The sequence below is a fragment of the Streptantibioticus parmotrematis genome, assembly GCF_019890615.1.
In the GTDB taxonomy this organism is placed as follows: domain Bacteria; phylum Actinomycetota; class Actinomycetes; order Streptomycetales; family Streptomycetaceae; genus Streptantibioticus_D; species Streptantibioticus_D parmotrematis.
Genome location: NZ_JAINVZ010000006.1, coordinates 217545 through 243030, shown reverse-complemented (window position 1 = coordinate 243030; position 25486 = coordinate 217545). Strand labels below are relative to the sequence as shown.

Genomic DNA, 25486 nt, shown 5'->3' with positions numbered 1-25486 from the left:
GCGGTACGAGGTGGGGGCGCAACAGCACCATGGCACAGGGCGTGGCTCAGGTGACGCACACCGGCTCTTCGCGGTGGCGGCGCCGCACCGGCGAGTACGAATCCCTCGCCGCGGCCCTGGAGGCGGCGGGCGACGGCGACGTGGTCGCGATCGTCCCCGGCACGTACCGGGAGAACGTCGTGGTGGAGCGGGCCGTCACGCTGCGCGGCGCGGAGGGTCCCGGCTCGGTGCGCATCGCGCCGCCCGGCGGGGTCGCGCTGACCGTGCGCGCCGACGCCGTCGTGCAGGACCTGCGCGTCGAGGGCCAGGACACCTCCGTTCCCGCGCTGCTGATCGAAGGATGCGCGCCGGAGCTGACCGACCTGCGGGTGGTGACCCGTTCCGCGGTCGGCATAGAGGTGCGCGACGGTGCCCGGCCGACGGTGCGCCGCTGCACCGTGGACAACCCGGCGGGCCTCGGGGTGAGCGTGCTGGACGGCGCCGGCGGGCTGTTCGAGGAGTGCGAGGTGGTCGCGGCGGGCCAGTCGGGGTTCGCCGCCCGTGGAGGTGCCGCGCCGCGTCTGGAGCGCTGCCGTATCCACCACACGGGCCGCGCGGGTCTGGAGCTGACCGGCGAGGGCACGGCGGCCGAGGCGATCGGCTGCGAGGTCTACGAGATCAACGGCACCGGGGTGCGGGTGGCCGCCCGTGCCGCGGGCCAGCTCACCGACTGCCGGGTGCACCGCACCACCGGCGACGGCGTCACGCTCGACACCGACGCGGTCCTGGCGCTCGCCGACTGCGACATCCACGACGTGCCGGAGAACGCGATCGACCTGCGGTCCCGCTCGGTGCTCACGCTGACCCGCTCGACGGTGCGCCGCTTCGGCCGCAACGGCCTGTCGGTGTGGGACCCGGGCACCCGTGCCGACGCCAACCAGTGCGAGATCCACGAGAGCACGGGCGACTACCCGGCGGTGTGGATCAGCGACGGCGCCGCGGCCGTGCTGGACTCCTGCCGGGTGCACGACGTGCCCGACGCGCTGTTCGTACTGGACCGGGGTTCGCGGGCCGACGTGCTCGACAGCGACATATCCCAGGTGCGCAACACCGCGGTCTCGGTCAGCGACGGCGCCACCGTCGAACTGGACGACTGCCGGATCAGGGAGGCGGCGACCGGCGCCTGGTTCCGCGACCACGGCAGCGGCGGCACCCTCGCCTCGTGCACCATCGACTCGACCGCGACCGGGGTGATCGTCACCAAGGGCGCCGACCCGGCCATCGAGCGCTGTGTCGTGGAGAACGCGGCCGAGTCCGGCTTCTACGTCTCGGCGGGCGCGCGCGGCACGTTCACCGGGTGCCGGGTCACCGGCAGCCGCGGCTACGGCTTCCACGTCATCGACGGCTGCCGCACCACGCTGACCCGCTGCCGCACCGAGCGCTGCGGGCGCGGCGGTTACGAGTTCGCCGAGCCGGGACCGCTGGTCGAGGAGTGCACCAGCGACGAGAGCGCCGAGCACCGCGCCCCCGCCCCGCTCGCGCCCACCACCGCGTCCGGTTCCTCCGCCGGACTGCCGCCGCACCCGGCGGCCGCGACCACCACCGCCACGGCGCCCGCCGTCCAGTCGTACGGCCTGCTCGGCGGCGTCCCGGGGCCGCGCCGCGGCGAGGAGCCCCCCGTGGCGTCCGCGCCGGTCGCCGGTCGCGACGCGGACACGGTGCTGGGCGAACTGGACGCCCTGGTGGGGCTGGAGAGCGTCAAGCGGGAGGTGCGCGCGCTGATCGACCTGATCGCGGTCGGCAGGCGCCGCCAGGAGGCCGGTCTCAAGGCGCCGTCGCTCCGCCGCCACCTGGTCTTCACCGGCTCCCCCGGCACCGGCAAGACCACGGTGGCCCGGCTGTACGGGGAGATCCTCGCGGCGCTCGGGGTGCTGGGGACCGGCCATCTGGTCGAGGTCTCCCGGGTCGACCTGGTCGGCGAGCACATCGGCTCGACCGCGATCAGGACGCAGGAGGCGTTCGAACGGGCCCGTGGCGGCGTGCTGTTCATCGACGAGGCGTACGCGCTGGCGCCTGAGGACTCCGGCCGCGACTTCGGCCGCGAGGCGGTCGACACGCTGGTGAAGCTGATGGAGGACCAGCGTGACGCGGTCGTGGTGATCGTCGCCGGGTACACCGCGGAGATGGAACGCTTCCTGGCCTCCAACCCCGGTGTGGCCTCGCGTTTCTCACGCACCATCACCTTCGGCGACTACAGCCCGCGGGAGCTGCTGCGGATCGTCGAGGCACAGGCGGAGGAGCACGAGTACCGGCTCGGCGAGGGCGCGGGCGACGCGCTGCTGACGTACTTCACCGCGCTGCCCAAGGGCTCCTCGTTCGGCAACGGCCGCACCGCGCGGCTGACCTTCGAGGCGATGGTGGAGCGGCACGCGGGCCGGGTCGCCCAGCTGACCGAACCGAGCCACGACGACCTCCAGCTGCTCTACCCGGGGGATCTGCCGGGACTGTCCTGATTCCCGCGTCTCGGGGTACGCGCCGACGCCGTACGGGAATCCCACCGGTGTGCGCCCAGGACCGCGCGACACGCCTCCCGCGTGGGAAGATGACCGGAACCATCGGGGTGTCACCGGTGCGGACACCGGAGCGTCACCCGGTGCGGGCAGTCGTGGGGTCGTGAGGAAGGACGGGCACGGGTGGGCGACAACCAGAACCTCCTGGCCGAGCAGCGGCGCGCCCTGATCCTCGACGAGGTCAGGCGGCGCGGCGGTGTCCGGGTCAACGAGCTGACCCGCAAGCTCAACGTCTCCGACATGACCGTCCGCCGCGACCTGGACGCCCTCGCCCACCAGGGCGTCGTGGAGAAGGTGCACGGCGGCGCGGTCCCGGTGGCCGAGGCCAGCACCCACGAGCCGGGGTTCGAGGCGAAGTCGGGTCTGGAGCAGGGCGCCAAGGAGGCCATCGCGCGCACGGCCGCCGCGATGGTGGCCCCCGGCAGCGCCATCGCGCTGTCCGGTGGCACCACCACCTACGCGCTCGCCCACCATCTGCTGGACGTGCCCGACCTGACCGTGGTGACCAACTCGGTGCGGGTGGCGGACGTCTTCCACTCCGGCCAGCGGCGCGCCGGGGCGGGCGCGCAGTCCACCGGCCGGCCGGGCGCCGCGACGGTCGTGCTGACCGGCGGGGTGCGCACGCCCTCCGACTCGCTGGTGGGGCCGGTGGCGGACCGGGCGATCCGCTCGCTCCACTTCGACCTGCTCTTCCTCGGCGTGCACGGGATGTCGGTGGAGGCCGGACTGTCCACGCCCAACCTGGCGGAGGCGGAGACCAACCGGCAGTTCGTGCGGTCGGCGCGGCGGGTGGTGGTGATCGCGGACCACACCAAGTGGGGCACGGTGGGCCTGAGTTCGTTCGCCTCGCTGGAGGAGGTCTCCACCTGGGTGACCGACTCGGGGATACCCCAGGGGCTCCGCGCGGAGATCGCCGAGCACCTGACGGACCTGGTCGTGGCGGACGCCCCCGGGACCGTGTCGCGGGCCTGATCCCGTCACGCGGCGCCCCTGACACGTGACAGTACGTCAGGTATCGTACGGTGGGTCACCGCCGTGTCCCTGTCCTGGAGGTTGTCGATGGTGCGACGCCTGCGGCCCGTCGAGCTGGACTTCATCGCCTCGGCCCCGGTCCGCCACCACTACGCGGCCGGTCTGGCCGCGCCCGCGGCGGACGTCTTCCACGCGCTGGCGAAGGACACCGCGGGCTGGCCCGACTGGTTCGGCGCGGTGGCCTCCGCCCGGCCGGTCGAGGCGGGGCGGCAGGTCGCGCTGGTGGGCGGGATCCGCTTCACCGAGACGGTGCTCGCCCGCGATCCCGACGAGCGGTACGCGTACCGCGTGGACACCGTCAACGTGCCCGGTCTGACGGCGATGGCCGAGGAGTGGCTCCTGACGGCGCTGCCCTCGGGCGGCACCCGCTTGCGGTGGACCTTCGCTGCGGACGGCCCGGCCGCGGTCCGGGTGTTGCTGCACGCCGGTCGCGCCGCGATGGGCCGCTCCTTCCACCAGGCGGCCAGGGCTCTCGACGCGCGGCTGACCGGGCGGATGGCGGCCTGACCCCCGGCCGGTGTGCGCGGCGCGGTCTCAGACGGGCCAGGCGCCGGTGGCCAGGAAGGTGTCGATGGTGGACGCGTACGGCGTGATGTCCAGCCCTTCCGCGGCCAGCCACTCGTCGGAGTAGTACTTGTCCAGGTAGCGGTCGCCCGGATCGCACAGCAGCGTCACCACGCTGCCCGTCCTGGACTGCGCCAGCATCTCCGCGACGACGCGCAGCGCGGCCCACAGCCCGGTGCCGGTCGAGCCGCCCGCCTTGCGCCCGATCGCGTGCTCCAGCGCGCGCACCGCGGCCACCGACGCGGCGTCGGGCACCTTCATCATGCGGTCGATGGCGCCCGGCACGAAGCTCGGTTCCATCCGCGGCCGTCCGATGCCCTCGATGCGTGAGCCGCGCTCGCAGTCGACGTCGGCGTCACCGCTGACCCAGCCGTCGAAGAAGCACGAGTTCTCCGGGTCCGCCACGCAGATCCGGGTGTCGTACTGGAGGTAGTGGACGTAGCGGCCGATGGTGGCCGAGGTGCCTCCGGTGCCGGCGGTGGCGACGATCCACGCCGGTTCCGGATGGCGTTCCCGCCGCAGCTGCTGGTAGATGGACTCGGCGATGTTGTTGTTGCCCCGCCAGTCGGTCGCCCGTTCGGCGTAGGTGAACTGGTCCATGTAGTGGCCGCCGGTCTCCCGCGCGAGCCGGGCGGAGACCTCGTAGATGGTCCGCGCCTCGTCCACCAGGTGACAGCGTCCGCCCTGGAACTCGATGAGCCGCTGCTTCTCCCGGCTGGTCGTGCGGGGCATCACCGCGATGAAGGGCACCCCGATCAGTTGCGCGAAGTACGCCTCGGACACGGCGGTCGAGCCGCTGGACGCCTCGATCACCGGCTTGCCCGGCCGGATCCAGCCGTTGCACAGCCCGTAGAGGAACAGGGAGCGCGCGAGCCGGTGCTTCAGGGAGCCGGTCGGATGGGTCGACTCGTCCTTCAGGTACAGGTCGATGCCCCAGTGCTCGGGCAGCGGAAAGCGCAGCAGATGGGTGTCGGCGCTGCGGTTGGCGTCCGCCTGCACCCGGCGGACGGCCTCCTTGAGCCAGGCCCGGTGACCCGCGTCGGAGCGGTCGACGTCCAGGGTGGGACGCGGTGCCCCGGGGTCCGTCCGGCCGTCCGTACCGGCCTGTCCGACGGTGTCCATGCGTTCCGCCTCCCGATCGTCCCCCGGCAGGTCAGGCCCGGCCGGATCGCCGGGGTTGCCACGATCATAGGCAGGCCCAGGTCAATGGGCGCGCCGCGATCCGGCATGCGCCCTGGTGCGCTCCCGCGGACCGGGGCAGACTGCCGCAGGACGCGAACCGCCTGAGGGGGTGTGCCGTGACGCAGCCGGAGTTCAGCGCGAGCGGGGTGCGGATCAGCAGATGGCCGCGTTCCCTGACCCGGGCCGGTGCGGTCGTGGTGCGGGACGGCAGGCTGGCGCTGCTGACCAGCCGGGGCCGCGAGATCGACAGCGCCCCGCTGTCCGACGTCCAGGCGAGCACGCCTCGCTGGTACGGCCCGCGCGGCCGGGCCAGGGTGGCGCTCGACGGCCGCCGCTACGCGCTGCGGCTCGACGGGAACGCGGCCTGGGACGAGGTGAACGCGGGGACCGACGCCGGAGCGCGGCTGCTGGGCGTTCTCGCCGGCGCGCGGGAGCACGCGCCGCGGGGCGTGCCGGGCACCGGCCGAGGCTGAATACCGCCGACCGCCCCACCCGTACGGAGCCGAAACCGAAGGGACTGGCGTGCCGGGAGTTGCGGAATGCCGTCACCGGGGTCAACCTGGTCACACACACGGAGTACAGACTCTGTCACTCTCAGTGTTTACCGCACAGGCTTTCCCAATCGAGCGGTACGGGGCACGGTCCCGGAACAAGGTCGGCCCCACCGCGGAGGGAGTCGCAGCCGTGATCACCACCCAGCGAACCCGACAGTGCGCCCTGCAACTCGAGGCCTTGCCGCACCGGATCGGGCAGGTACGCAGAATCGTCTCTGCGCAGCTTCGCTACTGGCAGCTCGATCCGATCATCGACACCGCGCTGCTCGGCATCACCGAACTGCTGGCCAACGTCCACCGCCACGCCCAGCCCGACAAGCACTGCACGGTCGAACTGTCCTACGGGGAAGGGCGCCTGACCGTCTCGGTCTTCGACCACGACCCGCGCCCGCCGCGGATCGGGCTGCGCACCGACGCGATGGACACCTGCGGCCGTGGTCTGGCGATGCTCGCCGCGCTCAGCGACGGCTGGGGCACCCGGCCCGGCGAGAACGGCGACGGCAAGGTCGTGTGGTTCACCCTCCGCGACCCGATCACCGCGCCGACACCGGTCGCCGTTCCCGCCCGCGCTCCCGTGGCGGCGGTGCCGACGCCGCACCCGATCGCGCTGGACGCGAGGCCGCAGCCGGTCGCGATCGCCACCGCCTGACGGACGGCGATCGCGACCGGGGGGGGGAGCACCAGGAGCGCCACCACGTTTCCGCGCCTCCACGCCCCATCGGTTTCCGCGCCTCCACACCGCATCGGCCGGGGAGCCCGACGGCCCGACACCGGCCGAGGGCTCCCCGCCGGGCCGTTCGGACGCGGCCCGCCGCCGGGCCGTTCGGACGCGGGGCTGCCGCCGAGTCATCCAGGTGCTGGGGCTTGCCGCCGAGTCATCCGGTCGCGGGGCGACGCGCGCCCGGGCCCGCTCACCGACACCGCTGCCGTCAACTCACCTGAGCGCGACTCCCGTTCAGCGCTCCTCGCCCCGATGCGTACCGAACTCCGGGTCGAGCACGGAGAGCCTGCGCCAGTACTCGTCCTCGTCGATCTCCCCCGCCGCGAACCGGCGCCCCAGCACCGCCAGCGGCGACTGCTCGTCGGGCCGCACCGGGCGCGGACGACGGTCCCAGGGGCCGCCGCGCTCCCACGGGCCGCGACCGTGCCAGGCGACGCGCCGCACCACGGTGACGACGCCCACGATCACCGCCGCCCACAGCAGCGGGACCAACAGGATCCACGGTCCGGGTCCGCCATGACCCCACGACGCCAGCGTGTTCATTCCGGTCAACTCCTCGATGTGCCGGGTCCCTTTCCGGACCCTTCGAGCGTCGCCCGGCACGGCCGCGAAGTCGTCGTACGCACGGCGCCACCCGCGATACCTCCCGGGGAGTAGGCGGGCTCCCGGGAGTGGGCGGGGGCGTGTCCGCGGGCGGCCTCAGACCGACAGGGCGCCCAGCGGATCGTCGAGCACCGGCTGCCAGGCCAGTTCTGCGGCGCCGACCAGGCTGTTGTGGTCCAGGCCGCACGCCAGGATCGGCACCGAGCCGCTGCGTCCCCACAGGCTGCGGTCGGCGACCACCGCGCGCAGCCGCTCGGGATCCGCCTCGAACAGACGCCGGTGCAGGCCGCCGAGGGCGATCCGGTCCGGGTTGAGCACGTTGACCAGCCCGGCCAGTCCCAGCCCCAGGCGGTCGACAAGCGTCTCGGCCGCGACCCGCACCGAGGGGTCGTCGTACTCCTCGCGCAGCAGGGCCGCCGACTGGTCGAGCAACGAGACCTCGGGGCCGGGCACGCGTCCGGCCGCCTCCAGGAAGGCCAGCGGGTCCACCTCGACGTCCAGGCAGCCGCGGCTGCCGCAGTGGCACGGCCGCCCGCCCTCGGGGTTGACGGTGAGGTGCCCGACTTCGAGGGCGAGACCCGAACTGCCGGTGTGCAGGCGGCCGTCGAGTACCAGCGCGCCGCCGACGCCGCGGTGCCCGGTCGCGACGACGAGCAGGTGCTGCGCGCCACGCCCCGCACCGTGCCGGTGTTCGGCGAGCGCCGCGACGTTGACGTCGTTGCCCACGAAGGAGGCCACGGGGGTGCCGCCCGGCCCGGTCACGCCGTGCGCGCGGACCTGCTCGGCGAAGACCTCGCGCACCGGCGCACCGGCGGGCCAGGCCAGGTGCAGCGGGTTGAGCGCCGTGCCCTCGGGTTCGGCGACCGCGGACGGCACGGCCAGCCCGGCGCCCAGGCAGACGCGTCCGGTCGACTTCAGCAGGTCGGCACCGGCCGCCACGACGAGCCCCAGCACGTGCGCGGGGTCGGCGGGCACCGTCATGCAGCCGGGCGTGGTCGCCACGAGGGAGCCGCCGAGCCCGACCAGCGCGGCCCGGAAACCGTCCGCGTGCACCTGCGCGGCCAGCACGACCGGCCCGTCGGGGTCGACGGTCAGCCGGTGCGAGGGCCGCCCCTGGGCGCCGGCCGCGACGGTGGGCCGGGTGTCCACCCTGATAAGCCCCAGCAGCTCCAACTCGGCCGCGACCGCGCCGGCGGTGGCCCGGGTCACCCCCAGTTCCGCGGTGAGCACCGCGCGGGTGGGAGCGCTGCCGGTGTGCACGAGCGTCAACGCGGGGCCGAGCGCCGCGCGTCCCCTCTCAAGCCTGGTGCGAGTCTGCGTCACGGTCCTATTCTTACTTTGTACCCAGGCTGAACAAAACAGGGTCGGCAGGTGGACCGGGGCTCGGCCGCCAAAGCCCACGTCGGCGCAGGCGGCGGCGGTTCCGTCGGCACGTGTTCGGCGTGTCGGCCGCGGTGACCGTCCCGTGGCCGGAATCCGGCCGCGCGAGGGCGCTTCGTGCCCCGCCGTCTGCCACGGTGACACCATGACGCATACGGGGAACGGGGCGACGCACACGGGGAACGCGGCGGAGCGCGACGGCACGACCGTGGAGATCGCGTTCGCGTTGCTCACCGGCGCACTGCTCGGCGCGCTGGTCGTGCTCGTCCTGTCGGCACCGGTCCTGCTGGGGCAGGCGCACGGCCGCGCGGCGGCGGTGTGGTCGACGACGGCGGTGATCACCGGGTGCGCGATCGGCGTGGCGCGGGCCGTCTCCGTACTGTGGCGCTACGACCGGCGCCGCCGCCTCAGCCGAGCCACCCCGGCCGCACCAGCCCCGATTCGTAGGCCAGCACGACGAGTTGGGCGCGGTCGCGGGCCCCGAGCTTGACCATCGTACGGCTGACGTGGGTCTTGGCGGTGAGAGGGCTGACGACCAGGCGCCGGGCGATCTCCTCGTTGGACAGCCCGATGCCGACCAGCGCCATCACCTCCCGTTCGCGCTCGGTGAGCTGTTCGAGCGCGGTGGCCGCGGCGGGTTCCTTGGAGCGTGCGGCGAACTCCGCGATCAGCCTGCGCGTCACCCCGGGGGACAGCAGCGCGTCGCCCGACACCACGGCCCGTACCGCGCGCAGCAGTTCGTCCGGTTCCGTGTCCTTCACCAGGAACCCCGAGGCACCGGAGCGGATCGCCTCGAAGACGTACTCGTCGAGCTCGAAGGTCGTGAGGATGACGACCTTGACGTCCGCGAGCCGCGGGTCGGCGGTGATCCGCCGCGTCGCCGCGAGCCCGTCGAGCACGGGCATGCGGATGTCCATCAGCACGACGTCGGGCGTCAGCCGCACGGTCTGAGTCAGCGCCTCCCCGCCGTCCGCGGCCTCGCCGACCACCTCGATGTCCGGCTGCGCGTCCAGCAGCGCCCGGAATCCGGCGCGTACGAGCAACTGGTCGTCGGCCAGCAGCACCCTGGTCATCGCTCCCCTTCTCCTGCGGACGTTTCGGCTGCGGGCGTTTCGGCTGCGGGCGTTTCGGCTGCGGGCGTTTCGGCTGTCGGCGCGTCGGCGTCCGGGAGCGGCAGGGTGGCGACCACCCGGAACCCGCCGTCGCCGCGCGGGCCCGCCTCTACGGTGCCCCCGAGCGCCGCCGCCCGCTCCCGCATCCCGATCAGCCCGTTGCCGCCGCCGGAGTCGCCGTCCCCGGTGGCCGGACCGTCGTCGTCCACCGAGAGCCGCAGCGCGCCGGCCCGGTAGCCCACGTGGACGCGGGCGGAACGGGCTCCGGAGTGCCGGACGATGTTGGTCAGCGCCTCCTGGACGATGCGGAACGCGGCCAGGTCCGCGCCGGGCGCCAGCCGCCGGGGCCCGCCCTCCGTGGTCACCCGCACGTCCAGGCCCGCGGCGGCGGCCTGGCGGGCGAGTTCCGGCACCCGGTCCAGGCCCGGCGCGGGAGCCTTCGGAGCCGACCCCGGCGACCGCAGCGAACCCAGCACCTGCCGCACCTCGCCCAGCGCCTCCTTGCTGGTCGCCCTGATGGTGGTGAGCGCGGTGCGCGCCTGCTCGGGGCGCTCGTCGATGAGGGCGAGGCCCACGCCCGCCTGCACGCTGATGACCGACAGGCTGTGTGCCACGACGTCGTGCAGCTCACGGGCGATGCGCAGGCGTTCCTCGTCGGCCCGGCGACGCTCGGCCTCGGCCCGCTCCCGGCGGTTGCGGGCGAACTGCTCGCGGCGCACCCGGCCGAGTTCGACGGCGGCCCCGAACGCCAGCAGCCAGGCGGCGAACGCCGACTCCGACACCCAGCCCGCGCCCGCGTCGCCGGACGGCGGCAGCCAGCGGTAGAGCCAGTGGCTGAGCAGCAGATGGCCGCCGTAGAGCCCGACCGCTGCGGCCCAGGCGTGCCGCCGCCGGCCCGCGTAGACCGCCGAGCCGAAGGCCACCGCGAAGCTCAGGAAGAACGGGCCGTACGGATATCCGGCGGCCAGGTAGCCGAGCGTCACGGCGGCCGTCGCGTACACGACGGCGGTGGGCCGCCTCAGCCGGAACGGCAGCAGCGCGGGCCCGAGCAGCAGCAGCACGTAGCCCGGAGCGTTGAGATGCACGCGTTCGGTCTGGTGCCCCTGCGCCTCGGTCGAGCCGACCACCTGGACGAACGCGACGACCAGCGCGGCACGCCACGGCAGTCGCGGCGCCGACCCGCCGTCCGCACCGCTCCACCACCGCCGCAGGGGGCCGTCCCGGAGCGGGCCTCTTCCGAACGGGGAAGGCCGGTCGCGGAGGGTGCCGCCGGGCCAGGGGCAGTCGCCACGGTCACGGCGTTCGCGGTCACGGCGTTCACGGTCGCCGAAGGGCCCGTTGGCGTCCGGCCGCAGTCCTCCCTCTCCCTGGCTCATGACGCCACGCTAGACCGGCGCGGGCGCCGCGGCGTCCCACCGGCGCGGTGCGTGTGTGTACTCCGAGGGCAGTACGCGCACGGCCCGCGCAGTACGCGCACGCGCCATCCGGGGGAATCGACCGGTCCGGAGACCGACCGGGGCCGGTCAGCGGAATCGGCCGGGGCCGGTCCACGGAGATCGCCCGGTCCGGTCACAGGCCGACCTGGTGGGCCAGCGCCGCGCAGGAGTGGTCGAAGAACTCGTCGCGCGCCTCGACGACGTTGTGGAAGTGGCCGAAGACCTCGAAGCCCACGAGCCCGAAGAGCTGCGACCACGCGGCGGTGAGCCCGGCCACGGCGGGCTCGGGCAGGTCGGTCCCGAGGTCGGCGGCTATCCGCTCGGCATCCGTCCGCACCCGTTCCGGCAGGGCCTTTGCCGCCGGTGACCTCAACTCGCCCGTCGCCTGGGCGTCCCGCGCCACCGCGGCCAGTGCCAGCCCGACCCGGGCGGCGGGAGCGACGGTGTCCTGGGGGGCGCGGTAGCCGGGCACGGGCGAGCCGTACAGCAGCGTGTACTCGTGGGGATGCGCCAGCGCCCACTTCCGCACCGCGCGGCAGACCGCGGTCCAGCGCTCGGCCGCCGAGGCGTTCGCGGATTCCGCGAGCGCCGCCTCGGCCGCTTCACCCAGCGAGTCGTACGCGTCGATGATCAGGGCGGTCAGCAGGTCGTCACGGCTGGGGAAGTAGCGGTAGAGCGCGGAGGAGGCCATGCCCAGCTCGCGGGCGACCGCGCGCAGCGACAGCCGGGCAGCGCCCTCGGCGGCCAGCTGACGCCTGGCCTCCTCCTTGATGGCCGCCGTCACCTCGACGCGGGCCCGTTCCCTGGCTCCCTTGATCACGCTCATGGGAACAGTGTGCCACGTTCCGGAGCAGCGACCAACAACGAGAGCACCGCTCTTGCTTTTCGGGTGCGAGCGGTGCCACACTGATCGCAAGCGAGAGCACCGCTCTCACTTCATGGAGCGTCACGAAGACGGCCCGAAGAAGACAACACGAGAAGACAGCACGAACAGGAGAGCCCGCCATGTCCGCGAACACCGCATCCCCCATGCCCCCGGCGCAGCACGCCCTCAAGCCCGGGTGGTTCACGGTCAACGTCCTCAACCGCGCCGTCGGATGGCTGACCCGGCACGGCGTCAGCGTGTGGGGCTCCCGCGTCCTGGCGGTCCGGGGCCGCAAGACCGGCGACTGGCGCCGCACCCCGGTCAACCCGCTGACCCTCGACGGCCGGCGCTACCTCGTCGCGCCCCGGGGCCACGTCCAGTGGACGCACAACATGAGAGCCGCGGGCGGCGGCGAGCTGTGGCTCGGCCGCTCGGCGGAGCGCTTCACGGCGGTCGAGGTCCCCGACGACGACAAGCCCGCGGTGCTGCGTGCCTACCTCAAGCGCTGGAAAGCCGAAGTGGGGATGTTCTTCGACGGCGTCGGCCCGGACTCCACCGACGAACAGCTGCGCGAGATCGCCCCGAAGCACCCCATATTCGAGATCACCCGGGCGGATGGCTGAGACGGCGACGGTTGACGCCCGCGCCCTGATCGGCCGCGAGCCCGCCCGGCCGCCGCGCGAAGCCGCGACCGGGCCGCGAAGCCGGGGCCCCGCCGAACGGGACCCGTTGCGTCAGGAGCTGCTCACCCCGGACAGCGCCCGACCGGCCACCGGGTGGTCGCGCACGAGCTCGCCCAGCGTCGTCGAGCCCCGGGTGATCTTCACGAACGCGTTCCACGCGGGGCGGAACGAGGTCAGCACCGCGTGCAGCAGCCCGGGCCGCCGTTCGAACAGCGCCAGCATCTTGCGCCCGACCGCCATCTCCACGCCCAGGCCCGCCTTGACCGCGAACGCGTAGTTGAGCGCCTGGCGCCGCGCGTCCACCGCGTCCTGCGCCTCGGCGATCCGCACCGCCCACTCCCCCGCCATCCGGCCGGAGCGCAGCGCGTACGAGATGCCCTCCCGGGTCCACGGCTCCAGCAGACCCGCAGCGTCCCCGCAGACCAGGACCCGGCCACGGGACAGGGGCGAGTCCTCGGCACGGCAGCGGGTCAAGTGACCGGAGGAGACACTCGGTTCGAACCCGGCCAGGCCGAGCCGTGCGGTGAAGTCCTCGAAGTAACGCTTGGTCGCGGCGCCCTGGCCGCGTGCCGAGATGACACCGACCGTGAGGGAGTCGCCCTTGGGGAAGACCCACCCGTAACTGCCGGGCAGCGGGCCCCAGTCGATCAGCACCCGCCCCGCCCAGTCCTCGGCGACCGAGGGCGGCACCGGGATCTCCGCCTCGAGACCGAGGTCCACCTGGTCGAGCTTGACGCCGACGTGCGCCCCGATCCTGCTGGCGCTGCCGTCCGCCCCGACGACCGCGCGGGCCAGCACCGTCTCGCCGGACGCCAGCACGACGGCGACCGTGCGCCGGTCGGGGACGGCCGGGCCGTGCTGCTCGACGCGGGAGACGGTGGCGCCGGTGCGCACCTCGGCGCCGGCCAGCTTGGCCGCCTCGACCAGGCCCGCGTCGAACTCCGGGCGGTTGATCAGGCCGAAGAGCATGCGCCGGGAGCGGCGGGTGCGCGACAGCTTGCCGTTGAGGCTGAAGGTCACGGCGTGCACGCGGTCGCGCAGCGGAAGCTCGAACCCCTCGGGCAGGGCGTCCCGGGACGGACCGATGATGCCGCCGCCGCAGGTCTTGTAGCGGGGCAACTCGGCCTTCTCCAGGAGCAGGACGCGTCGGCCGGCGGTGGCCGCCGCGTGCGCGGCACTGGCCCCCGCGGGCCCCGCGCCGACCACGACGACGTCCCAGACCGCCGTGTCCGCGCTCTCCTCAGGCCCGCCGCTGCGCGCCGCGTTGTCGCTGCTCACGTGTGTTTTCGCTCCCGCTCGTCCATGAGGCCTTCACCGCATCCTATGGCGGAGCCCGGCGGTGATTCGCTGTGGGACCATCGGCAGCACGTCCCGCGCGGACGAAACACCCGTACGACCCGTCGCACCCACAAGGAGCGTCCATGTCACAGGAGCCACTTCTCGCGCTCACCGAAGCCGTCGCCGGTCTGATGCCCCGTGCCAGGACCGAGTTGGCGGAGCTGGTCTCGTACCGCTCGGTGGCCGACCCCCGGCAGTTCCCGCGCGAGGAGTGTGAGAAGGCGGCCCGCTGGGTGGCCGACGCGTTGCGGGCCGAGGGCTTCGAGGACGTGGCGCTGCTGGACACCCCGGACGGCACCCAGTCCGTCTACGGCTACCTGCCCGGGCCCGAGGGCGCGCCGACCGTGCTGCTGTACGCGCACTACGACGTGCAGCCGCCGCTGGACGAGGCGGCCTGGGTGTCCGCGCCGTTCGAGCTGACCGAGCGGGAGGGCCGCTGGTACGGCCGGGGTGCTGCGGACTGCAAGGGCGGGGTGCTGATGCACCTGACCGCGCTGCGCGCGCTGCGGGCCAACGGTGGCGTGCCGGTGTCGGTGAAGGTGATCGCCGAGGGCTCGGAGGAGCAGGGCACCAGCGGCCTGGAACAGTACGCGGAGCAGCACCCGCGGCTGCTGGCGGCGGACGCGATCGTGATCGGTGACACCGGCAACTTCCGGGTCGGGTTGCCGACGGTGACGGCGACGCTGCGCGGGATGACGCTGGTCGAGGTGGCCGTGGACACGCTGGAGGGCAATCTGCACTCCGGGCAGTTCGGCGGCGCCGCTCCGGACGCGCTGGCGGCGCTGATCCGGATACTCGACTCGTTGCGCGACGAGTCGGGCGCGACCACGGTGGACGGCCTCGCGGGCGACGCGACGTGGGAGGGGCTCCAGTACGAGGAGGGGCTGTTCCGCGCGGACGCCAAGGTGCTCGACGGGGTCGGTCTGGTGGGCGGCGGGACCGTCGCGGACCGGATCTGGGCGCGGCCCGCGGTGACGGTGCTGGGCATCGACTGCCCGCCGGTGGTCGGCGCCACGCCGTCGGTGCAGGCGGGCGCCAAGGCGCTGGTGAGCCTGCGGGTGCCGCCGGGCGTGGACGCCGAGCAGGCGCAGAAGGCGCTCGCCGCGCACCTGGAGGCGGCGGCGCCGTGGGGTGCGCGGGTGGAGGTGACGCCGCGCGGGAAGGGCCAGCCGTTCCGCGCGGACACCACCAGCCCCGCCTACGCCGCGATGGCGCGTGCGCTGCGGGACGCCTACGACGGCCAGGAGATGCAGATCGCCGGGCAGGGTGGCTCGATCCCGCTGTGCAACACCCTGGCCTCGCTCTACCCGGAGGCGGAGATCCTGCTGATCGGTCTGAGCGAGCCGGAGGCGCAGATCCACGCGGTCAACGAGAGCGTGTCGCCGGAGGAGTTGCGGCGGCTGTCGATCGCGGAGGCGCTGTTCCTGCTCAACTACGCGGCAGACAAGCAGAACTGACGTTAGGTCAGGCGACAGCGCGGCACCCCGGGCTCCGGGGTGCCGCACAGCCGCCGCACACGGCCGCCGCACCCAGCCGCCGCGCGCGGGGGGCACGCGGCGGCGTGGGCGGCTAATCGCGGGCCGGGACCGGTTCGCCCGCCTCCAGGTTGACCGGACAGCCCTCGGTGCGGGCGCGCAGCGCCCAGTGCAGGCGGGCGTAGCGCTCCGGGGGGAGGAGGGTCGCCGCCTCCTGTTCGGTCACGAAGCGGCAGGCGCGCAGTTCGGCGGCGGGCAGCAGGAGGCGGTCGGCCTCGGCCGCGGACAGCCGTCCGCCGTCGAACAGGAGCCGCAGCCCGCCGAAGCGCGGGCGCCGGGGCGGTTCCCAGTCGAGCACGAGCAGCCGCAGGGGGCGGCCCGCGGCGAGGACGATGCCGAGTTCCTCGGCGACCTCGCGCACCGCGGCGCTGCTCGGGGGTTCGCCGGGCTCCACTATGCCGCCGGGGAACTCCCAGCCCGGCTTGTAGGTGGGATCGACCAGAAGGACGCGGTCCCGCTCGTCGAAGAAGAGCACGCCGGCCGCGAGGGTCGCGCCGGTCGGCTCCGGGGTCTGCACGATCCCGCAGGAGCCGGAGCCGTCCCGCAGCGCCGCGGCGACCAGTTCGGCCACCTCGCGCGGTGTGCGGGAGCCGGTGTCGATGACGTGGGCGTCCCGGGTCAGCCAGGAGAGCGCCGAGGCATAGCTGCCGACCGGGTCCGGGCGCCAGTCGCCCACGGGACCGTCGTGGTCGGTGTCCGGCGCGAGGTCCGCGCGGCCTTGCGCGACCCGCGTACGCAGGATCGTTTCATCAGCGTGCAGCAGGACATGCCGCACCGGGATGCCCCGGGCGGCCAGCGCGCCGAAGATCTCGTCGCGGTACTCCTGCCGCAGCAGCGTCAGCGGCACCAGCAGCGGCCCCGGCGTCTCCATCAGCAGCGCGGCGGCGGTGTCCACCACCAAGCGGCGCCAGGACGGCAGGTCCTGCTGGTCGCCGACCTCGGCGAGCCGTTTGTCCGGGAGCATCGACCGCAGCCCCTGGCCGACGATCTCCGGGTCGTACAGGGTGCTTCCGGGTATCAGGTCGAGCAGTTCACGCGCGGCGCTCGTCTTGCCCGCGCCGCACGGGCCGTTCAGCCAGACGATCACGGTGCCCCCTCCTCCGTTGCCCCCGTTCGACCCATTGTCTGTGCCCGGGGCGCATGGGAGCGCAAACGCCCGCGGGACCCGGGAGGGCACGCCTCGGCCAGTCCACTACGCGCCTCTGGCATAGGCCGACGCGCCCCCGCGCGCGCCCCGTCCCGGACTCCGGCGTGCCCTCCACAGGCCGCCGCGCCCCGGCACGCGCCCGTCAGCCCCGCGCCCGCAGCACCCCGCCGAACGCCGCCGCGGCCGCGCCCACCAGGCCCGCGTCCGTGCCGAGTTGGGCGGGCAGCACGCGTACGCCGGAGGCGAAGGAGAGCGTGGCGTACGCGCGCAGATGGTCGCGGAGCGGGGCGAACAGCACCTCGCCCGCGCCCGCCACTCCCCCGCCGATCACCGCGACCTCGATCTCGACCAGAGTCGCCGCCGCCGCGATGCCCGCCGCCAGGGCCTGCGCGGCGCGGGCGAAGGACGCCGCGGCCACCGGGTCACCGGCTCGCGCCGCCGCGGCCACCGCCTCCGCCGTCGGCTCCTGGCCGGCCTGCGGACGCCAGCCGTTCTCCAGGGCGCGGCGGGCGATGTTGGGTCCGCTGGCCAGCCGTTCGACGCAGCCGCGCGCGCCGCACGGGCAGAGCGGGCCGTCCAGGTCCACGCTGATGTGGCCGATGTGGCCCGCGTTGCCGGTCGGCCCGGGGTGCAGGGCGCCGTTCAGCACGAAGCCGCCGCCGACGCCGGTGGAGACCACCATGCACAGCGCGTTGTCGTACCCCCGTGCCGCGCCCTGCCAGTGCTCGGCGGCGGCGATCGCCACGCCATCGCCCGTCAGGGTGACCGGCAGCGGCCCCGTCACCTCGCGCACCCGCTCGACCAACGGGAAGCCGCGCCACCCGGGGACGTTCACCGGGCTGACGGTGCCGTGGGAGGCGTCGACCGGCCCGGCGCTGCCGATCCCGACCGCGGTCACCCGGACCCAGGCGGGGTCGGCGGTCAGCTCGCCCAGCACCTCGGCGACGGCCGCCATCACCGTCGCGCCGTCCTGCGCCGCCGGGGTCGGCCGCAGCGACCTGGCCAGCAGCCGTCCCTCGCCGTCGACCAGCGCTCCGGCGATCTTCGTGCCGCCGATGTCCAGTGCCGCGACCAGCCTGCCGCCCGAGGGGGCCTCGGCGGTCGCCGGTCGCACTGCGGCGCCTTCGCTCTGCATCGGTTCGGTGTCTCCCTCGTGGCGGCGGTCGGTCGGCGGTCCGGCGTGCTCGTCTACAGCGGTGCGGAATGTTCGCTTGCGGCGGTGCGGAGTGCTCGCTTGCGGCGGTGCGGCGTGTTCCCTTGTAGCGATTACGTGAGGCCCTTTGCAGCGGTTCCGTTTACGGCGGTTCCGTGGGGTCTTTCGCAGCGGTTCGGCAGGGTTCGTGCGGGATTCGCGCCAGGGCGCGGGCCTCACTCCTCACCTGTTCGTTGGGCAGCGGAGAGCCGAGAGTAGTGTTCCCCTTTGTTGACAACGTTGTCCAGCCCCTAGGCTCACGTTGTCCTGCGACGACAGGCGCCGCACCCGACGACAGGATCACCCGCCCGTGCCCGATTTTCCCGCCGACTCGCGTCCGACACCGCCCGTACGTTACGGCAGCCGCCCGACGATGAAGGACGTCGCCGCCCGGGCGGGCGTCGGGCTCAAGACCGTCTCCCGCGTCGTCAACGGCGAGCCCGGGGTGACGCTGGAGACCGAGTCGCGGGTGCGCGCCGCCATCGAGGCGCTGGGCTTCCGGCGCAACGACAGCGCGCGGGTGCTGCGCAAGGGCCGCACCGCCAGCATCGGGCTGGTCCTCGAAGACCTCGCCGACCCCTTCTACTCCCCGCTCAGCCGGGCCGTGGAAGAGGTCGCGCGGGCCAACGGCAGTCTGCTGTTCGCCGGTTCGAGCGCCGAGGTTCCCGAACGTGAGCAGGAGCTGGCGCTCGCGCTGTGCGCCCGGCGGGTGGACGGCCTGGTCATCGTTCCGGCCAGTGAGGACCACCGCTACCTGGAGCCGGAGATCGCGGCGGGCGTCGCGACCGTCTTCGTGGACCGCCCGGCCGGCCGGATCGACGTGGACACCGTGCTCACCGACAACGCGGGCGGGGCGCGCGACGCGGTGGCCCACCTGATCGCCCACGGTCATCGCGCCATCGGCTTCATCGGCGACACCGAGGGCATCTACACCGCCGACGAGCGGGTGCGCGGCTACCACGAGGCGATGGCGTCGGCCGGGCTGCCGGTGGACGAGGGCTGGGTGTCGATGGGCCCGACCTCACCGGAGCGGGTGCGCTCCGAGCTGGACCGGATGCTGTCCGGGCCCGCGCCGGTCACCGCGGTCTTCTCCGGCAACAACCGGGTGACCGTCACCGCCGTCCGGGTGCTGGCGGATCGCCCCGACCCGGTCGCGCTGGTCGGGTTCGACGACTTCGAACTGGCCGACCTGCTGCGCCCCGGCGTCACCGTCATAGCCCAGGACCCGGTCCGGCTGGGCCGTACGGCGGCGGAACTGCTCTTCCGCCGCCTGGACGGCATCGCGGAACCGCCGCGCCGGGTGGAACTGCCGGGGCGCCTGGTCGCGCGCGGCTCCGGCGAGATACCCCCGCCGTCGGCCTGACCCACGTACAACCCCCGCCTCGGCGGGCGGCACCCGGACGGCTCCCGTCTGACGGACGCGGACGGGTTACCCGCGTCCGGCCAGCCGTTCCAGCCCCGCGCGGTCCAGTCCGGTCCCCCGTCCGACCTCCGCCGCGTCCAGCGCGCCGCAGTCCAGCCCGCGCAGCAGGTAGCCGCTGAGCGCCTTGGCGGTGGCGGGCTCGTCCATCACGTCGCCGCCCGCGCGGCCCACGTAGGCGGCGAGCCGCGCCGCCGCCGCGTCCAGCCCCTCGCAGTAGAAGGCGTAGACGGCCGCGTACCGGGTGGGCAGGTGGCCGGGGTGCATGTCCCAGCCCTGGTAGTAGGCGCGGGCCAGCGAGCGCCGGACCAGGCCGTGGTGGAGCCGCCAGGCCTCGTGCACCCGCTCGGCCGGGCCGACCGGCAGCACGTTCGTCGAGCCGTCCGACAGCCGCACGCCGGTCCCGGCCGCCGCGACCTGCATGACCGCCTTGGCGTGGTCGGCCGCCGGGTGGTCCATGGACTGGTAGGCGGCGCTCACCCCGCAGGACGCGCTGTAGTCGAACGTGCCGTAGTGCAGTCCGGTGGCGCGGCCCTCGGCGGCGTCGATCAGCCGGGCCACGGTCGCCCGGCCGTCCGCGCCCAGGATGGCCTGGGTGGTCTCGATCTGGATCTCGAACCCGATGCGGCCCGGCGTCAGCCCGAAGGACTTCTCGAACTCCTCCAGCAGCCGCACGTACGCGGTGACCTGCTGCGGGTACGTCACCTTCGGCAGCGTCAGCACCAGCCCGTCGGGCAGTCCGCCGGAGCGGTGCAGCGCGGTGAGGAAGAGGTCCAGGGTGCGGATGCCGCGGTCCCGGACGGCCGCCTCCATGCACTTGGTCCTGATGCCGATGTACGGGGGCGCGCTGCCGTCGGCGACCGCGGCGGCGATCAGCTCGGCGGCGCGCAGCACGGCCTCGTCCTCCTCGGCGTCGGCCCGTACCCCGTAGCCGTCCTCGAAGTCGACGCGCAGGTCCTCCACCGGTTCGCGTTCCAGCTTGGCGCGAACACGGTCGTGCACCGGCCCGGCCAGGTCCTGCGGCAGGCCGAGCAACGCGGCCAGCGCCGCGGCGTCGGGGGCGTGGGCGTCGAGGGCGGCGAGCGCCCGGTCGCCCCAGGAGCGCACCGTGTCGGCGGCGAAGGCGTCGCCGGGGACGTAGACGGTGTGCACGGGCTGCCGGGTGCCGGGGTCGCCGGGGTAGCGGCGGGCGAGTTCCGCGTCGACGTCCGCCAGCGAGGCGCCGACGTCCCCACGTACCGCGTCCGACAGCGATGTACGCATCTGCACTCTCCCCAGCCCGAACGCCGAAGGCGCCGGTGCGACCGGCACCCGCGCGACAACTTCAACAAACCGTTGAAGTGACGCTAGCCGCGGGCCGAGCACCAGGTCAACACCCCGGGTACGCGAACGGCCCCGGTACGCGCGGGGCGTACGGGGCCGTTCGGGTGCGGCGGGGGGATCAGCCCTTGCGGGCCTTGACCTCCTCGGTCAGCTGCGGGACGACCTGGAACAGGTCGCCCACGACGCCGTAGTCGACCAGGTCGAAGATCGGCGCCTCGGGGTCCTTGTTGACGGCCACGATGGTCTTCGAGGTCTGCATGCCGGCCCGGTGCTGGATGGCGCCGGAGATGCCGTTGGCGACGTACAGCTGCGGGGAGACCGACTTGCCGGTCTGGCCCACCTGGTTGCTGTGCGGGTACCAGCCGGCGTCCACCGCGGCGCGCGAGGCTCCGACGGCCGCGCCGAGCGAGTCGGCCAGCTCCTCGATGACGTGGAAGTTCTCCGCGCCGTTGACGCCGCGGCCACCGGAGACCACGATCGCGGCCTCGGTCAGCTCCGGGCGGCCGGAGGACTCGCGCGGGGTGCGCGATACGATCTTGGTGCCCTTGGCGGCGTCGCCGAAGGTCACCGACAGCGCCTCGACCGCACCCGCGGCCGGGGCGGCCTCCACCGGGGCCGAGTTGGGCTTGACGGTGATGACCGGTGTGCCCTTGGAGACCCGCGACTTGGTGGTGAACGCGGCGGCGAACACGGACTGCGTGGCGACCGGGCCGTCGGCGCCGGCCTCGATGTCCACCGCGTCGGTGATGATGCCGGAGCCGATGCGCACCGCGAGGCGGGCGGCGATCTCCTTGCCCTCGGCGGAGGACGGCACGAGCACGGCGGCCGGGGAGACGGCCTCGTACGCGGCCTGCAGCGCGTCCACCTTCGGTACCACCAGGTACTCGGCGAACTCCGGCGCGTCGGCGGTCAGCACCTTGACGGCGCCGTGCTCGGCGAGCGTGGCGGCGGTGTCGGCGGCGCCGTTGCCCAGCGCGACGGCGACCGGCTCGCCGACGCGGCGGGCCAGGGTCAGCAGTTCGAGGGTCGGCTTGCGGACGGCACCGTCCACGTGGTCGACATAGACGAGGACTTCAGCCATGGGAACGTTCTCCTACGGAATGGTGTGCGGGGGGCGGTGCGATCAGATGAACTTCTGGCTGACCAGGAACTCAGCCAGCTGCTTGCCGCCCTCGCCCTCGTCCTTCACGATCGTGCCGGCGGTGCGCTCCGGACGCTTGGCCGCGTCCTCGACCTTGGTCCAGGCGCCGCCGAGGCCGACCTCGTCCGCGTCGATGCCCAGGTCGGACAGGTCCAGCGACTCGACCGGCTTCTTCTTCGCCGCCATGATGCCCTTGAACGACGGGTAGCGGGCCTCGCCCGACTGGTCGGTCACCGAGACCACGGCCGGCAACTGCGCCTGGAGCTGCTCGCTGGCGGCGTCGCCGTCGCGGCGGCCGGTCACGGTGCCGTCCGCCACCGCCACCTCGGACAGCAGTGTCACCTGCGGGACGCCGAGCCGCTCGGCCAGGATGGCGGGCAGGACACCCATCGTGCCGTCGGTGGACGCCATGCCGCACAGCACCAGGTCGTACCCGACGTGCTCGACGGCCTTGGCCAGCACCAGCGAGGTGCCCACGACGTCGGTGCCGTGCAGGTCGTCGTCCTCGACGTGCACGCCCTTGTCGGCGCCCATCGACAGCGCCTTGCGCAGCGCGTCCTTGGCGTCCTCGGGGCCGACGGTGAGCACCGTGATCTCGGCGTCGTCGGCGGCGTCGGCGATCTGCAGGGCCTGCTCGACCGCGTACTCGTCCAGCTCCGACAGCAGGCCGTCCACGGCGTCGCGGTCAGTGGTCAGGTCCTCGGCGAAGTGCCGGTCGCCGGTGGCGTCGGGCACGTACTTCACACAGACAACGATCCTCAAGCTCACGCCTGCTCTCCTACCTACTGCTCGACTCGTCAACTGCCATGTGTAGGCAGCATAGGCGCCTGCACGGTGCCGGATCCGTCCGGAGCGCCACGGCGCCCCGACTGAATGTTACTCGTCAGTACACTCGTCTCGTTCCCGCACCGCAAGCGCGGAAACTGTGACCTTGCCGACGTCCGGCGGGTGGGGCGGGTCAGTGCCGCAGCGCGGTGAAACGGCCCTGGTGGTACAGCAGGGGGCGGCCGGGTCCCGCCGGGTCGCCCGCGACCGCCTGGGCGACGACTATCCGGTGGTCGCCCGCCGGGACCCGGGCGACCACCCGGCACACCAGCCACGCGGACACCCCGTCCAGCAGCGGCACGCCGTGCGGCCCGGAGCGCCAGGAGGTGGCCTCGCCGAACCGGTCGGCGCCGCTGCGCGCGAAGGTGCCCGCCAGGTCCTCCTGGTGCTCGCCGAGCACGTGCACGCCGACGTGTTCCGCCGCGGCCACGACGGGCCAGCTGGAGGAGGAGACGCTGATGCCGAACGACAGCAGCGGCGGCTCGACGGCGACGGAGGTGAGCGAGGTCGCGGTGAAGCCGACCGGCCGGGCGCCCGCCGCGGTGACCACGGCGACGCCCGCGGCGTGGCGGCGGAAGACCGAGCGGAAGACGTCGGGGTCCAGGCCCGTGCCGTCGCCGAGGGCTGCGTCGAGGTCGGGCGAGGCGGTCATGGAATCGCGTGGTCCTTCTGCGGTGGTCGAACCGGGAACGGGGGGCACCGGGGCTGAGCGGTCGTCAGGAGTGGTCAACGGCTCGGACGGCGTGCGCTCGCCGGGCGCCCGGGACCGGCATCGGCCCGACGGCCCGCCGGCGGAGAAGATCCCTCGACATAACGTCAGACTGACGATTCGGGTCGCGCCACGTCAAGGCGGTCCGGCCTTTTGGGACCGGGGTCACGCCCGGCACACCCTGGATCGGGGTCACGCCCCGCACCCCGGTCAGGCGCCGACCGCCGTGCCCAGCGCGGCGATCACGTCGGCCTTGCGCGGCTGGCCCGCGGCGCGCCGCACGACCGCGCCCGACGCGTCGAGCACCAGCACGGTGGGCGTCTTGAGGATCCCCACCCTCCGTACGAGCTCCAACTCCCGCTCGGCGTCGACCTCGACGTGCGTGACGCCGTCCACCATCGCCGCCACCTCGGCCAGCGTCCTGCGAGTCGCCCGGCACGGCGCGCAGAACGCGCTGGAGAACTGCACCAGCGTCGCCCGCTCGCCCAGCGGTCCGCCGACCTCGTCGGCCGTCAGCCGCGCCGCAGCGGTGTCCTTGCCCCGCACCCGCATCCTTCCCTCCCGCCGCCGGTGGACCAGGCCGAACACGCCCGCACCCGCGAGCACCGCCAGGCACACCACCAGTCCGGTCATCCGAGCCTCCGGGTCGATCCGTCCCACGCGTTGCAGCGTTCACGAGACCGCAATGATTCCCCAGGTCCGAACGGCCGCGACGCGAGGAATCATGGGTGCCATGAGTACGCAGGCTACGCAGCGCGCCGCCTCGCGCCGCATCGGGGCCGTGGACGTGCGCGGGCCGAGGTTCGGCGCGGCGGTCACGAGCGTGGTGCTGGCGGTGGTGCTGATCACGGGCAGCGCCTGGCTGCTCGCCGCCCAGACGCTGGTCTTCGCCCTCGGCGCGGCGCTGGGGGTGGCCCGTTCGCCGTACGGGCGGCTCTTCCAGGCCGTGGTGCGGCCCCGGCTCGGTCCGGTGGAGCGCACGGAGGACCCGGCGCCGCCGCGCTTCGCGCAGACGGTGGGGCTGGTCTTCGCCGCGATCGGGCTCGTCGGGTACGTCGCCGGACCGCTGTGGCTGGGGATGGCGGCGACCGGGCTGGCGCTGGCGGCGGCCTTCCTCAACGCGGCGTTCGGGTACTGCCTGGGCTGCGAGACGTACGTGCTGCTGCTGCGCGCGACCCGGTGACGCGGTCACTGCGAGCGGGGGCGGGATGCGGGAACGGGCGCGGCGACGTGACGAGAATCTCGCGCGTGCCCGGGCACCGGAGGTGACAAGCGGCGCGTTGTCAGGGGACCATCTCGCGACGGCCGAGGCTACGGGGACGTAACTTCCGGCCGTGCCCCCGGCTCACGCCGTCCCCGAACCAGAAGGTGTCCCCCGACGTGGCAGAACTCGTGTACCCGCCGGTCATCGGCTTCGCCCGCACCATGTTCCAGGTGCAGGGCCTGCGCTTCGACATCGCGGGCACCGAGCACGTGCCCCGTGAGGGCGGCGCGGTGCTGGTCAGCAATCACATCAGCTACCTGGACTTCGTCTTCGCCGGTCTGGCCGCCCGCCCGGCGAAGCGGCTGGTGCGGTTCATGGCCAAGGAGTCGGTCTTCCGGCACAAGGTCTCCGGTCCGCTGATGCGGGCGATGAAGCACATCCCGGTGGACCGCGCCCAGGGCGTGCACGCGTACGACAACGCGCTGCGGGCGCTGCGCGCCGGCGAGGTCGTCGGGGTCTTCCCCGAGGCGACCATCTCGCGCTCGTTCACGCTCAAGGCCTTCAAGTCCGGCGCGGCGCGGCTGGCGCAGGAGGCGGGCGTGCCACTGCTGCCGATGGCGTTGTGGGGCACGCAGCGGATGTGGACCAAGGGTCACCCGCGCCGCCTGGGCCGCCACCGCTTCCCGGTCACGCTGCGCGTCGGCGCGCCGCTGGCCCCGGAGCCGCAGGAGCAGGTGGAGAGCCTGACCGACCGGCTGCGCTGCCGGGTCCAGGAGTTGCTGGAGGCCGCGCAGAACGCCTATCCGGTGCGTCCGTCGGGCGAGCGGGACACCTGGTGGCTCCCGGCCCACCTCGGCGGCACCGCCCCGACCCCGCAGGAGGCGGCGGCGCTGGACGCCTGACGGCCGACGATCCACGCGGAAGGGCCGGGCGACTGCGAGTCGCCCGGCCCTTCCGCGTGAGTCGTGAAT

At 74.0% G+C, this 25486-nt stretch carries 25 protein-coding genes; 11 read left to right on the top strand and 14 right to left on the bottom strand.

The window, feature by feature from the left end:
- Positions 1-29 precede the first annotated feature (29 nt).
- The 3 genes from K7472_RS12360 to K7472_RS12350 all read left to right on the top strand — a co-directional run bounded on the left by K7472_RS12360 (position 30) and on the right by K7472_RS12350 (position 4088).
- A complete protein-coding gene (locus K7472_RS12360) occupies positions 30-2492 on the top strand; it encodes a right-handed parallel beta-helix repeat-containing protein (protein WP_222977117.1) in 2463 nt (820 codons plus the stop codon).
- Positions 2493-2672: 180 nt separating this feature from the next.
- The gene (locus tag K7472_RS12355) at positions 2673-3521 is read left to right on the top strand and encodes a DeoR/GlpR family DNA-binding transcription regulator (RefSeq protein WP_222977115.1); all 849 of its coding nucleotides are present in this window, start codon (positions 2673-2675) and stop codon (positions 3519-3521) included.
- 87 nt (positions 3522-3608) lie between these two features.
- Positions 3609-4088, top strand: a complete 480-nt coding sequence (locus K7472_RS12350) for an SRPBCC family protein (RefSeq protein WP_222977113.1) — start codon at positions 3609-3611, stop codon at positions 4086-4088.
- A gap of 27 nt (positions 4089-4115) precedes the next feature.
- On the opposite strand, the gene cds1 is transcribed toward K7472_RS12350, so the two are convergent.
- Positions 4116-5267 carry an L-cysteine desulfhydrase Cds1 gene (gene cds1 / locus K7472_RS12345; RefSeq protein WP_222977111.1) on the bottom strand — a complete coding sequence of 384 codons (1152 nt, stop codon included), beginning with the start codon at positions 5265-5267 and terminating at the stop codon, positions 4116-4118.
- A gap of 176 nt (positions 5268-5443) precedes the next feature.
- Between cds1 and K7472_RS12340 the strand changes: the two genes are divergently transcribed.
- Entirely contained in the window at positions 5444-5800 is a 357-nt protein-coding gene (locus tag K7472_RS12340; protein ID WP_222977224.1) for a hypothetical protein, read from the top strand.
- Positions 5801-6014: 214 nt separating this feature from the next.
- On the top strand, positions 6015-6530 hold the full coding sequence (locus K7472_RS12335; RefSeq protein ID WP_222977218.1) for an ATP-binding protein: 516 nt from the start codon (positions 6015-6017) through the stop codon (positions 6528-6530).
- Positions 6531-6836: 306 nt separating this feature from the next.
- On the opposite strand, the gene K7472_RS12330 is transcribed toward K7472_RS12335, so the two are convergent.
- Positions 6837-7145 carry an SHOCT domain-containing protein gene (locus tag K7472_RS12330; RefSeq protein ID WP_222977109.1) on the bottom strand — a complete coding sequence of 103 codons (309 nt, stop codon included), beginning with the start codon at positions 7143-7145 and terminating at the stop codon, positions 6837-6839.
- A gap of 156 nt (positions 7146-7301) precedes the next feature.
- Positions 7302-8528 carry an ROK family protein gene (locus K7472_RS12325; RefSeq protein WP_222977107.1) on the bottom strand — a complete coding sequence of 409 codons (1227 nt, stop codon included), beginning with the start codon at positions 8526-8528 and terminating at the stop codon, positions 7302-7304.
- A gap of 202 nt (positions 8529-8730) precedes the next feature.
- On the opposite strand from K7472_RS12325, the gene K7472_RS33690 reads away from it, so the two are divergent.
- Complete coding sequence (locus K7472_RS33690) at positions 8731-9075, top strand: DUF6332 family protein (RefSeq protein ID WP_222977105.1); 345 nt, start codon at positions 8731-8733, stop codon at positions 9073-9075.
- Here the strand turns inward: K7472_RS33690 and K7472_RS12315 are convergent.
- The 3 genes from K7472_RS12315 to K7472_RS12305 all read right to left on the bottom strand — a co-directional run bounded on the left by K7472_RS12315 (position 8993) and on the right by K7472_RS12305 (position 11959).
- Entirely contained in the window at positions 8993-9658 is a 666-nt protein-coding gene (locus K7472_RS12315; RefSeq protein WP_222977103.1) for a response regulator, read from the bottom strand. The genes K7472_RS33690 and K7472_RS12315 overlap by 83 nt on opposite strands.
- Positions 9655-11073, bottom strand: a complete 1419-nt coding sequence (locus tag K7472_RS12310; protein ID WP_222977101.1) for a sensor histidine kinase — start codon at positions 11071-11073, stop codon at positions 9655-9657. The genes K7472_RS12315 and K7472_RS12310 overlap by 4 nt, the downstream gene beginning before the upstream one ends.
- A gap of 193 nt (positions 11074-11266) precedes the next feature.
- A complete protein-coding gene (locus K7472_RS12305) occupies positions 11267-11959 on the bottom strand; it encodes a TetR/AcrR family transcriptional regulator (RefSeq protein WP_222977099.1) in 693 nt (230 codons plus the stop codon).
- 179 nt (positions 11960-12138) lie between these two features.
- Here K7472_RS12305 and K7472_RS12300 point away from each other — a divergent pair, with 179 nt between their 5' ends.
- Positions 12139-12621: a nitroreductase/quinone reductase family protein gene (locus K7472_RS12300; protein WP_222977097.1), complete on the top strand. Its 483-nt coding sequence runs from the start codon at positions 12139-12141 to the stop codon at positions 12619-12621.
- Between the two features lie 111 nt (positions 12622-12732).
- On the opposite strand, the gene K7472_RS12295 is transcribed toward K7472_RS12300, so the two are convergent.
- On the bottom strand, positions 12733-13959 hold the full coding sequence (locus tag K7472_RS12295) for a geranylgeranyl reductase family protein (RefSeq protein ID WP_222977095.1): 1227 nt from the start codon (positions 13957-13959) through the stop codon (positions 12733-12735).
- A gap of 143 nt (positions 13960-14102) precedes the next feature.
- Here K7472_RS12295 and K7472_RS12290 point away from each other — a divergent pair, with 143 nt between their 5' ends.
- Positions 14103-15476, top strand: a complete 1374-nt coding sequence (locus tag K7472_RS12290; protein ID WP_222977094.1) for a dipeptidase — start codon at positions 14103-14105, stop codon at positions 15474-15476.
- A 112-nt stretch (positions 15477-15588) separates the two neighbouring features.
- On the opposite strand, the gene K7472_RS12285 is transcribed toward K7472_RS12290, so the two are convergent.
- A complete protein-coding gene (locus tag K7472_RS12285; protein WP_222977093.1) occupies positions 15589-16641 on the bottom strand; it encodes an NUDIX hydrolase in 1053 nt (350 codons plus the stop codon).
- Positions 16642-16843: 202 nt separating this feature from the next.
- Positions 16844-17836: an ROK family protein gene (locus K7472_RS12280; RefSeq protein ID WP_222977092.1), complete on the bottom strand. Its 993-nt coding sequence runs from the start codon at positions 17834-17836 to the stop codon at positions 16844-16846.
- A 430-nt stretch (positions 17837-18266) separates the two neighbouring features.
- Between K7472_RS12280 and K7472_RS12275 the strand changes: the two genes are divergently transcribed.
- Positions 18267-19256 carry a LacI family DNA-binding transcriptional regulator gene (locus K7472_RS12275; protein WP_222977091.1) on the top strand — a complete coding sequence of 330 codons (990 nt, stop codon included), beginning with the start codon at positions 18267-18269 and terminating at the stop codon, positions 19254-19256.
- Between the two features lie 66 nt (positions 19257-19322).
- On the opposite strand, the gene K7472_RS12270 is transcribed toward K7472_RS12275, so the two are convergent.
- The 5 genes from K7472_RS12270 to K7472_RS12250 form a co-directional block, all read right to left on the bottom strand.
- Positions 19323-20576, bottom strand: a complete 1254-nt coding sequence (locus tag K7472_RS12270; protein WP_222977090.1) for a DUF6986 family protein — start codon at positions 20574-20576, stop codon at positions 19323-19325.
- A 178-nt stretch (positions 20577-20754) separates the two neighbouring features.
- Positions 20755-21717 carry an electron transfer flavoprotein subunit alpha/FixB family protein gene (locus tag K7472_RS12265; RefSeq protein WP_222977089.1) on the bottom strand — a complete coding sequence of 321 codons (963 nt, stop codon included), beginning with the start codon at positions 21715-21717 and terminating at the stop codon, positions 20755-20757.
- 42 nt (positions 21718-21759) lie between these two features.
- Positions 21760-22545 (bottom strand): electron transfer flavoprotein subunit beta/FixA family protein, encoded by a 786-nt coding sequence (locus K7472_RS12260; RefSeq protein ID WP_222977087.1) that lies wholly within the window; start codon positions 22543-22545, stop codon positions 21760-21762.
- A 190-nt stretch (positions 22546-22735) separates the two neighbouring features.
- Positions 22736-23254 carry a flavin reductase family protein gene (locus K7472_RS12255; protein ID WP_222977085.1) on the bottom strand — a complete coding sequence of 173 codons (519 nt, stop codon included), beginning with the start codon at positions 23252-23254 and terminating at the stop codon, positions 22736-22738.
- A gap of 267 nt (positions 23255-23521) precedes the next feature.
- The gene (locus K7472_RS12250; RefSeq protein ID WP_222977216.1) at positions 23522-23944 is read right to left on the bottom strand and encodes a TlpA family protein disulfide reductase; all 423 of its coding nucleotides are present in this window, start codon (positions 23942-23944) and stop codon (positions 23522-23524) included.
- A gap of 100 nt (positions 23945-24044) precedes the next feature.
- Here K7472_RS12250 and K7472_RS12245 point away from each other — a divergent pair, with 100 nt between their 5' ends.
- Positions 24045-24494 carry a DUF4395 domain-containing protein gene (locus K7472_RS12245; RefSeq protein WP_222977083.1) on the top strand — a complete coding sequence of 150 codons (450 nt, stop codon included), beginning with the start codon at positions 24045-24047 and terminating at the stop codon, positions 24492-24494.
- 197 nt (positions 24495-24691) lie between these two features.
- Positions 24692-25417: a lysophospholipid acyltransferase family protein gene (locus K7472_RS12240; RefSeq protein WP_222977082.1), complete on the top strand. Its 726-nt coding sequence runs from the start codon at positions 24692-24694 to the stop codon at positions 25415-25417.
- Positions 25418-25486: the final 69 nt, after the last annotated feature.

Excerpts from the sequence above, each read along its gene's own strand:
- K7472_RS12360 (WP_222977117.1), top strand. The coding sequence starts at position 30 with ATGGCACAGGGCGTGGCTCAGGTGACGCACACCGGCTCTTCGCGGTGG.
- K7472_RS12350 (WP_222977113.1), top strand. The coding sequence starts at position 3,609 with ATGGTGCGACGCCTGCGGCCCGTCGAGCTGGACTTCATCGCCTCGGCC.
- cds1 (WP_222977111.1), bottom strand. The coding sequence starts at position 5,267 with ATGGACACCGTCGGACAGGCCGGTACGGACGGCCGGACGGACCCCGGG.
- K7472_RS12330 (WP_222977109.1), bottom strand. The coding sequence starts at position 7,145 with ATGAACACGCTGGCGTCGTGGGGTCATGGCGGACCCGGACCGTGGATC.
- K7472_RS33690 (WP_222977105.1), top strand. The coding sequence starts at position 8,731 with ATGACGCATACGGGGAACGGGGCGACGCACACGGGGAACGCGGCGGAG.
- K7472_RS12315 (WP_222977103.1), bottom strand. The coding sequence starts at position 9,658 with ATGACCAGGGTGCTGCTGGCCGACGACCAGTTGCTCGTACGCGCCGGA.
- K7472_RS12310 (WP_222977101.1), bottom strand. The coding sequence starts at position 11,073 with ATGAGCCAGGGAGAGGGAGGACTGCGGCCGGACGCCAACGGGCCCTTC.
- K7472_RS12305 (WP_222977099.1), bottom strand. The coding sequence starts at position 11,959 with ATGAGCGTGATCAAGGGAGCCAGGGAACGGGCCCGCGTCGAGGTGACG.
- K7472_RS12300 (WP_222977097.1), top strand. The coding sequence starts at position 12,139 with ATGTCCGCGAACACCGCATCCCCCATGCCCCCGGCGCAGCACGCCCTC.
- K7472_RS12290 (WP_222977094.1), top strand. The coding sequence starts at position 14,103 with ATGTCACAGGAGCCACTTCTCGCGCTCACCGAAGCCGTCGCCGGTCTG.
- K7472_RS12280 (WP_222977092.1), bottom strand. The coding sequence starts at position 17,836 with ATGCAGAGCGAAGGCGCCGCAGTGCGACCGGCGACCGCCGAGGCCCCC.
- K7472_RS12275 (WP_222977091.1), top strand. The coding sequence starts at position 18,267 with ATGAAGGACGTCGCCGCCCGGGCGGGCGTCGGGCTCAAGACCGTCTCC.
- K7472_RS12270 (WP_222977090.1), bottom strand. The coding sequence starts at position 20,576 with ATGCGTACATCGCTGTCGGACGCGGTACGTGGGGACGTCGGCGCCTCG.
- K7472_RS12265 (WP_222977089.1), bottom strand. The coding sequence starts at position 21,717 with ATGGCTGAAGTCCTCGTCTATGTCGACCACGTGGACGGTGCCGTCCGC.
- K7472_RS12255 (WP_222977085.1), bottom strand. The coding sequence starts at position 23,254 with ATGACCGCCTCGCCCGACCTCGACGCAGCCCTCGGCGACGGCACGGGC.
- K7472_RS12250 (WP_222977216.1), bottom strand. The coding sequence starts at position 23,944 with ATGACCGGACTGGTGGTGTGCCTGGCGGTGCTCGCGGGTGCGGGCGTG.
- K7472_RS12245 (WP_222977083.1), top strand. The coding sequence starts at position 24,045 with ATGAGTACGCAGGCTACGCAGCGCGCCGCCTCGCGCCGCATCGGGGCC.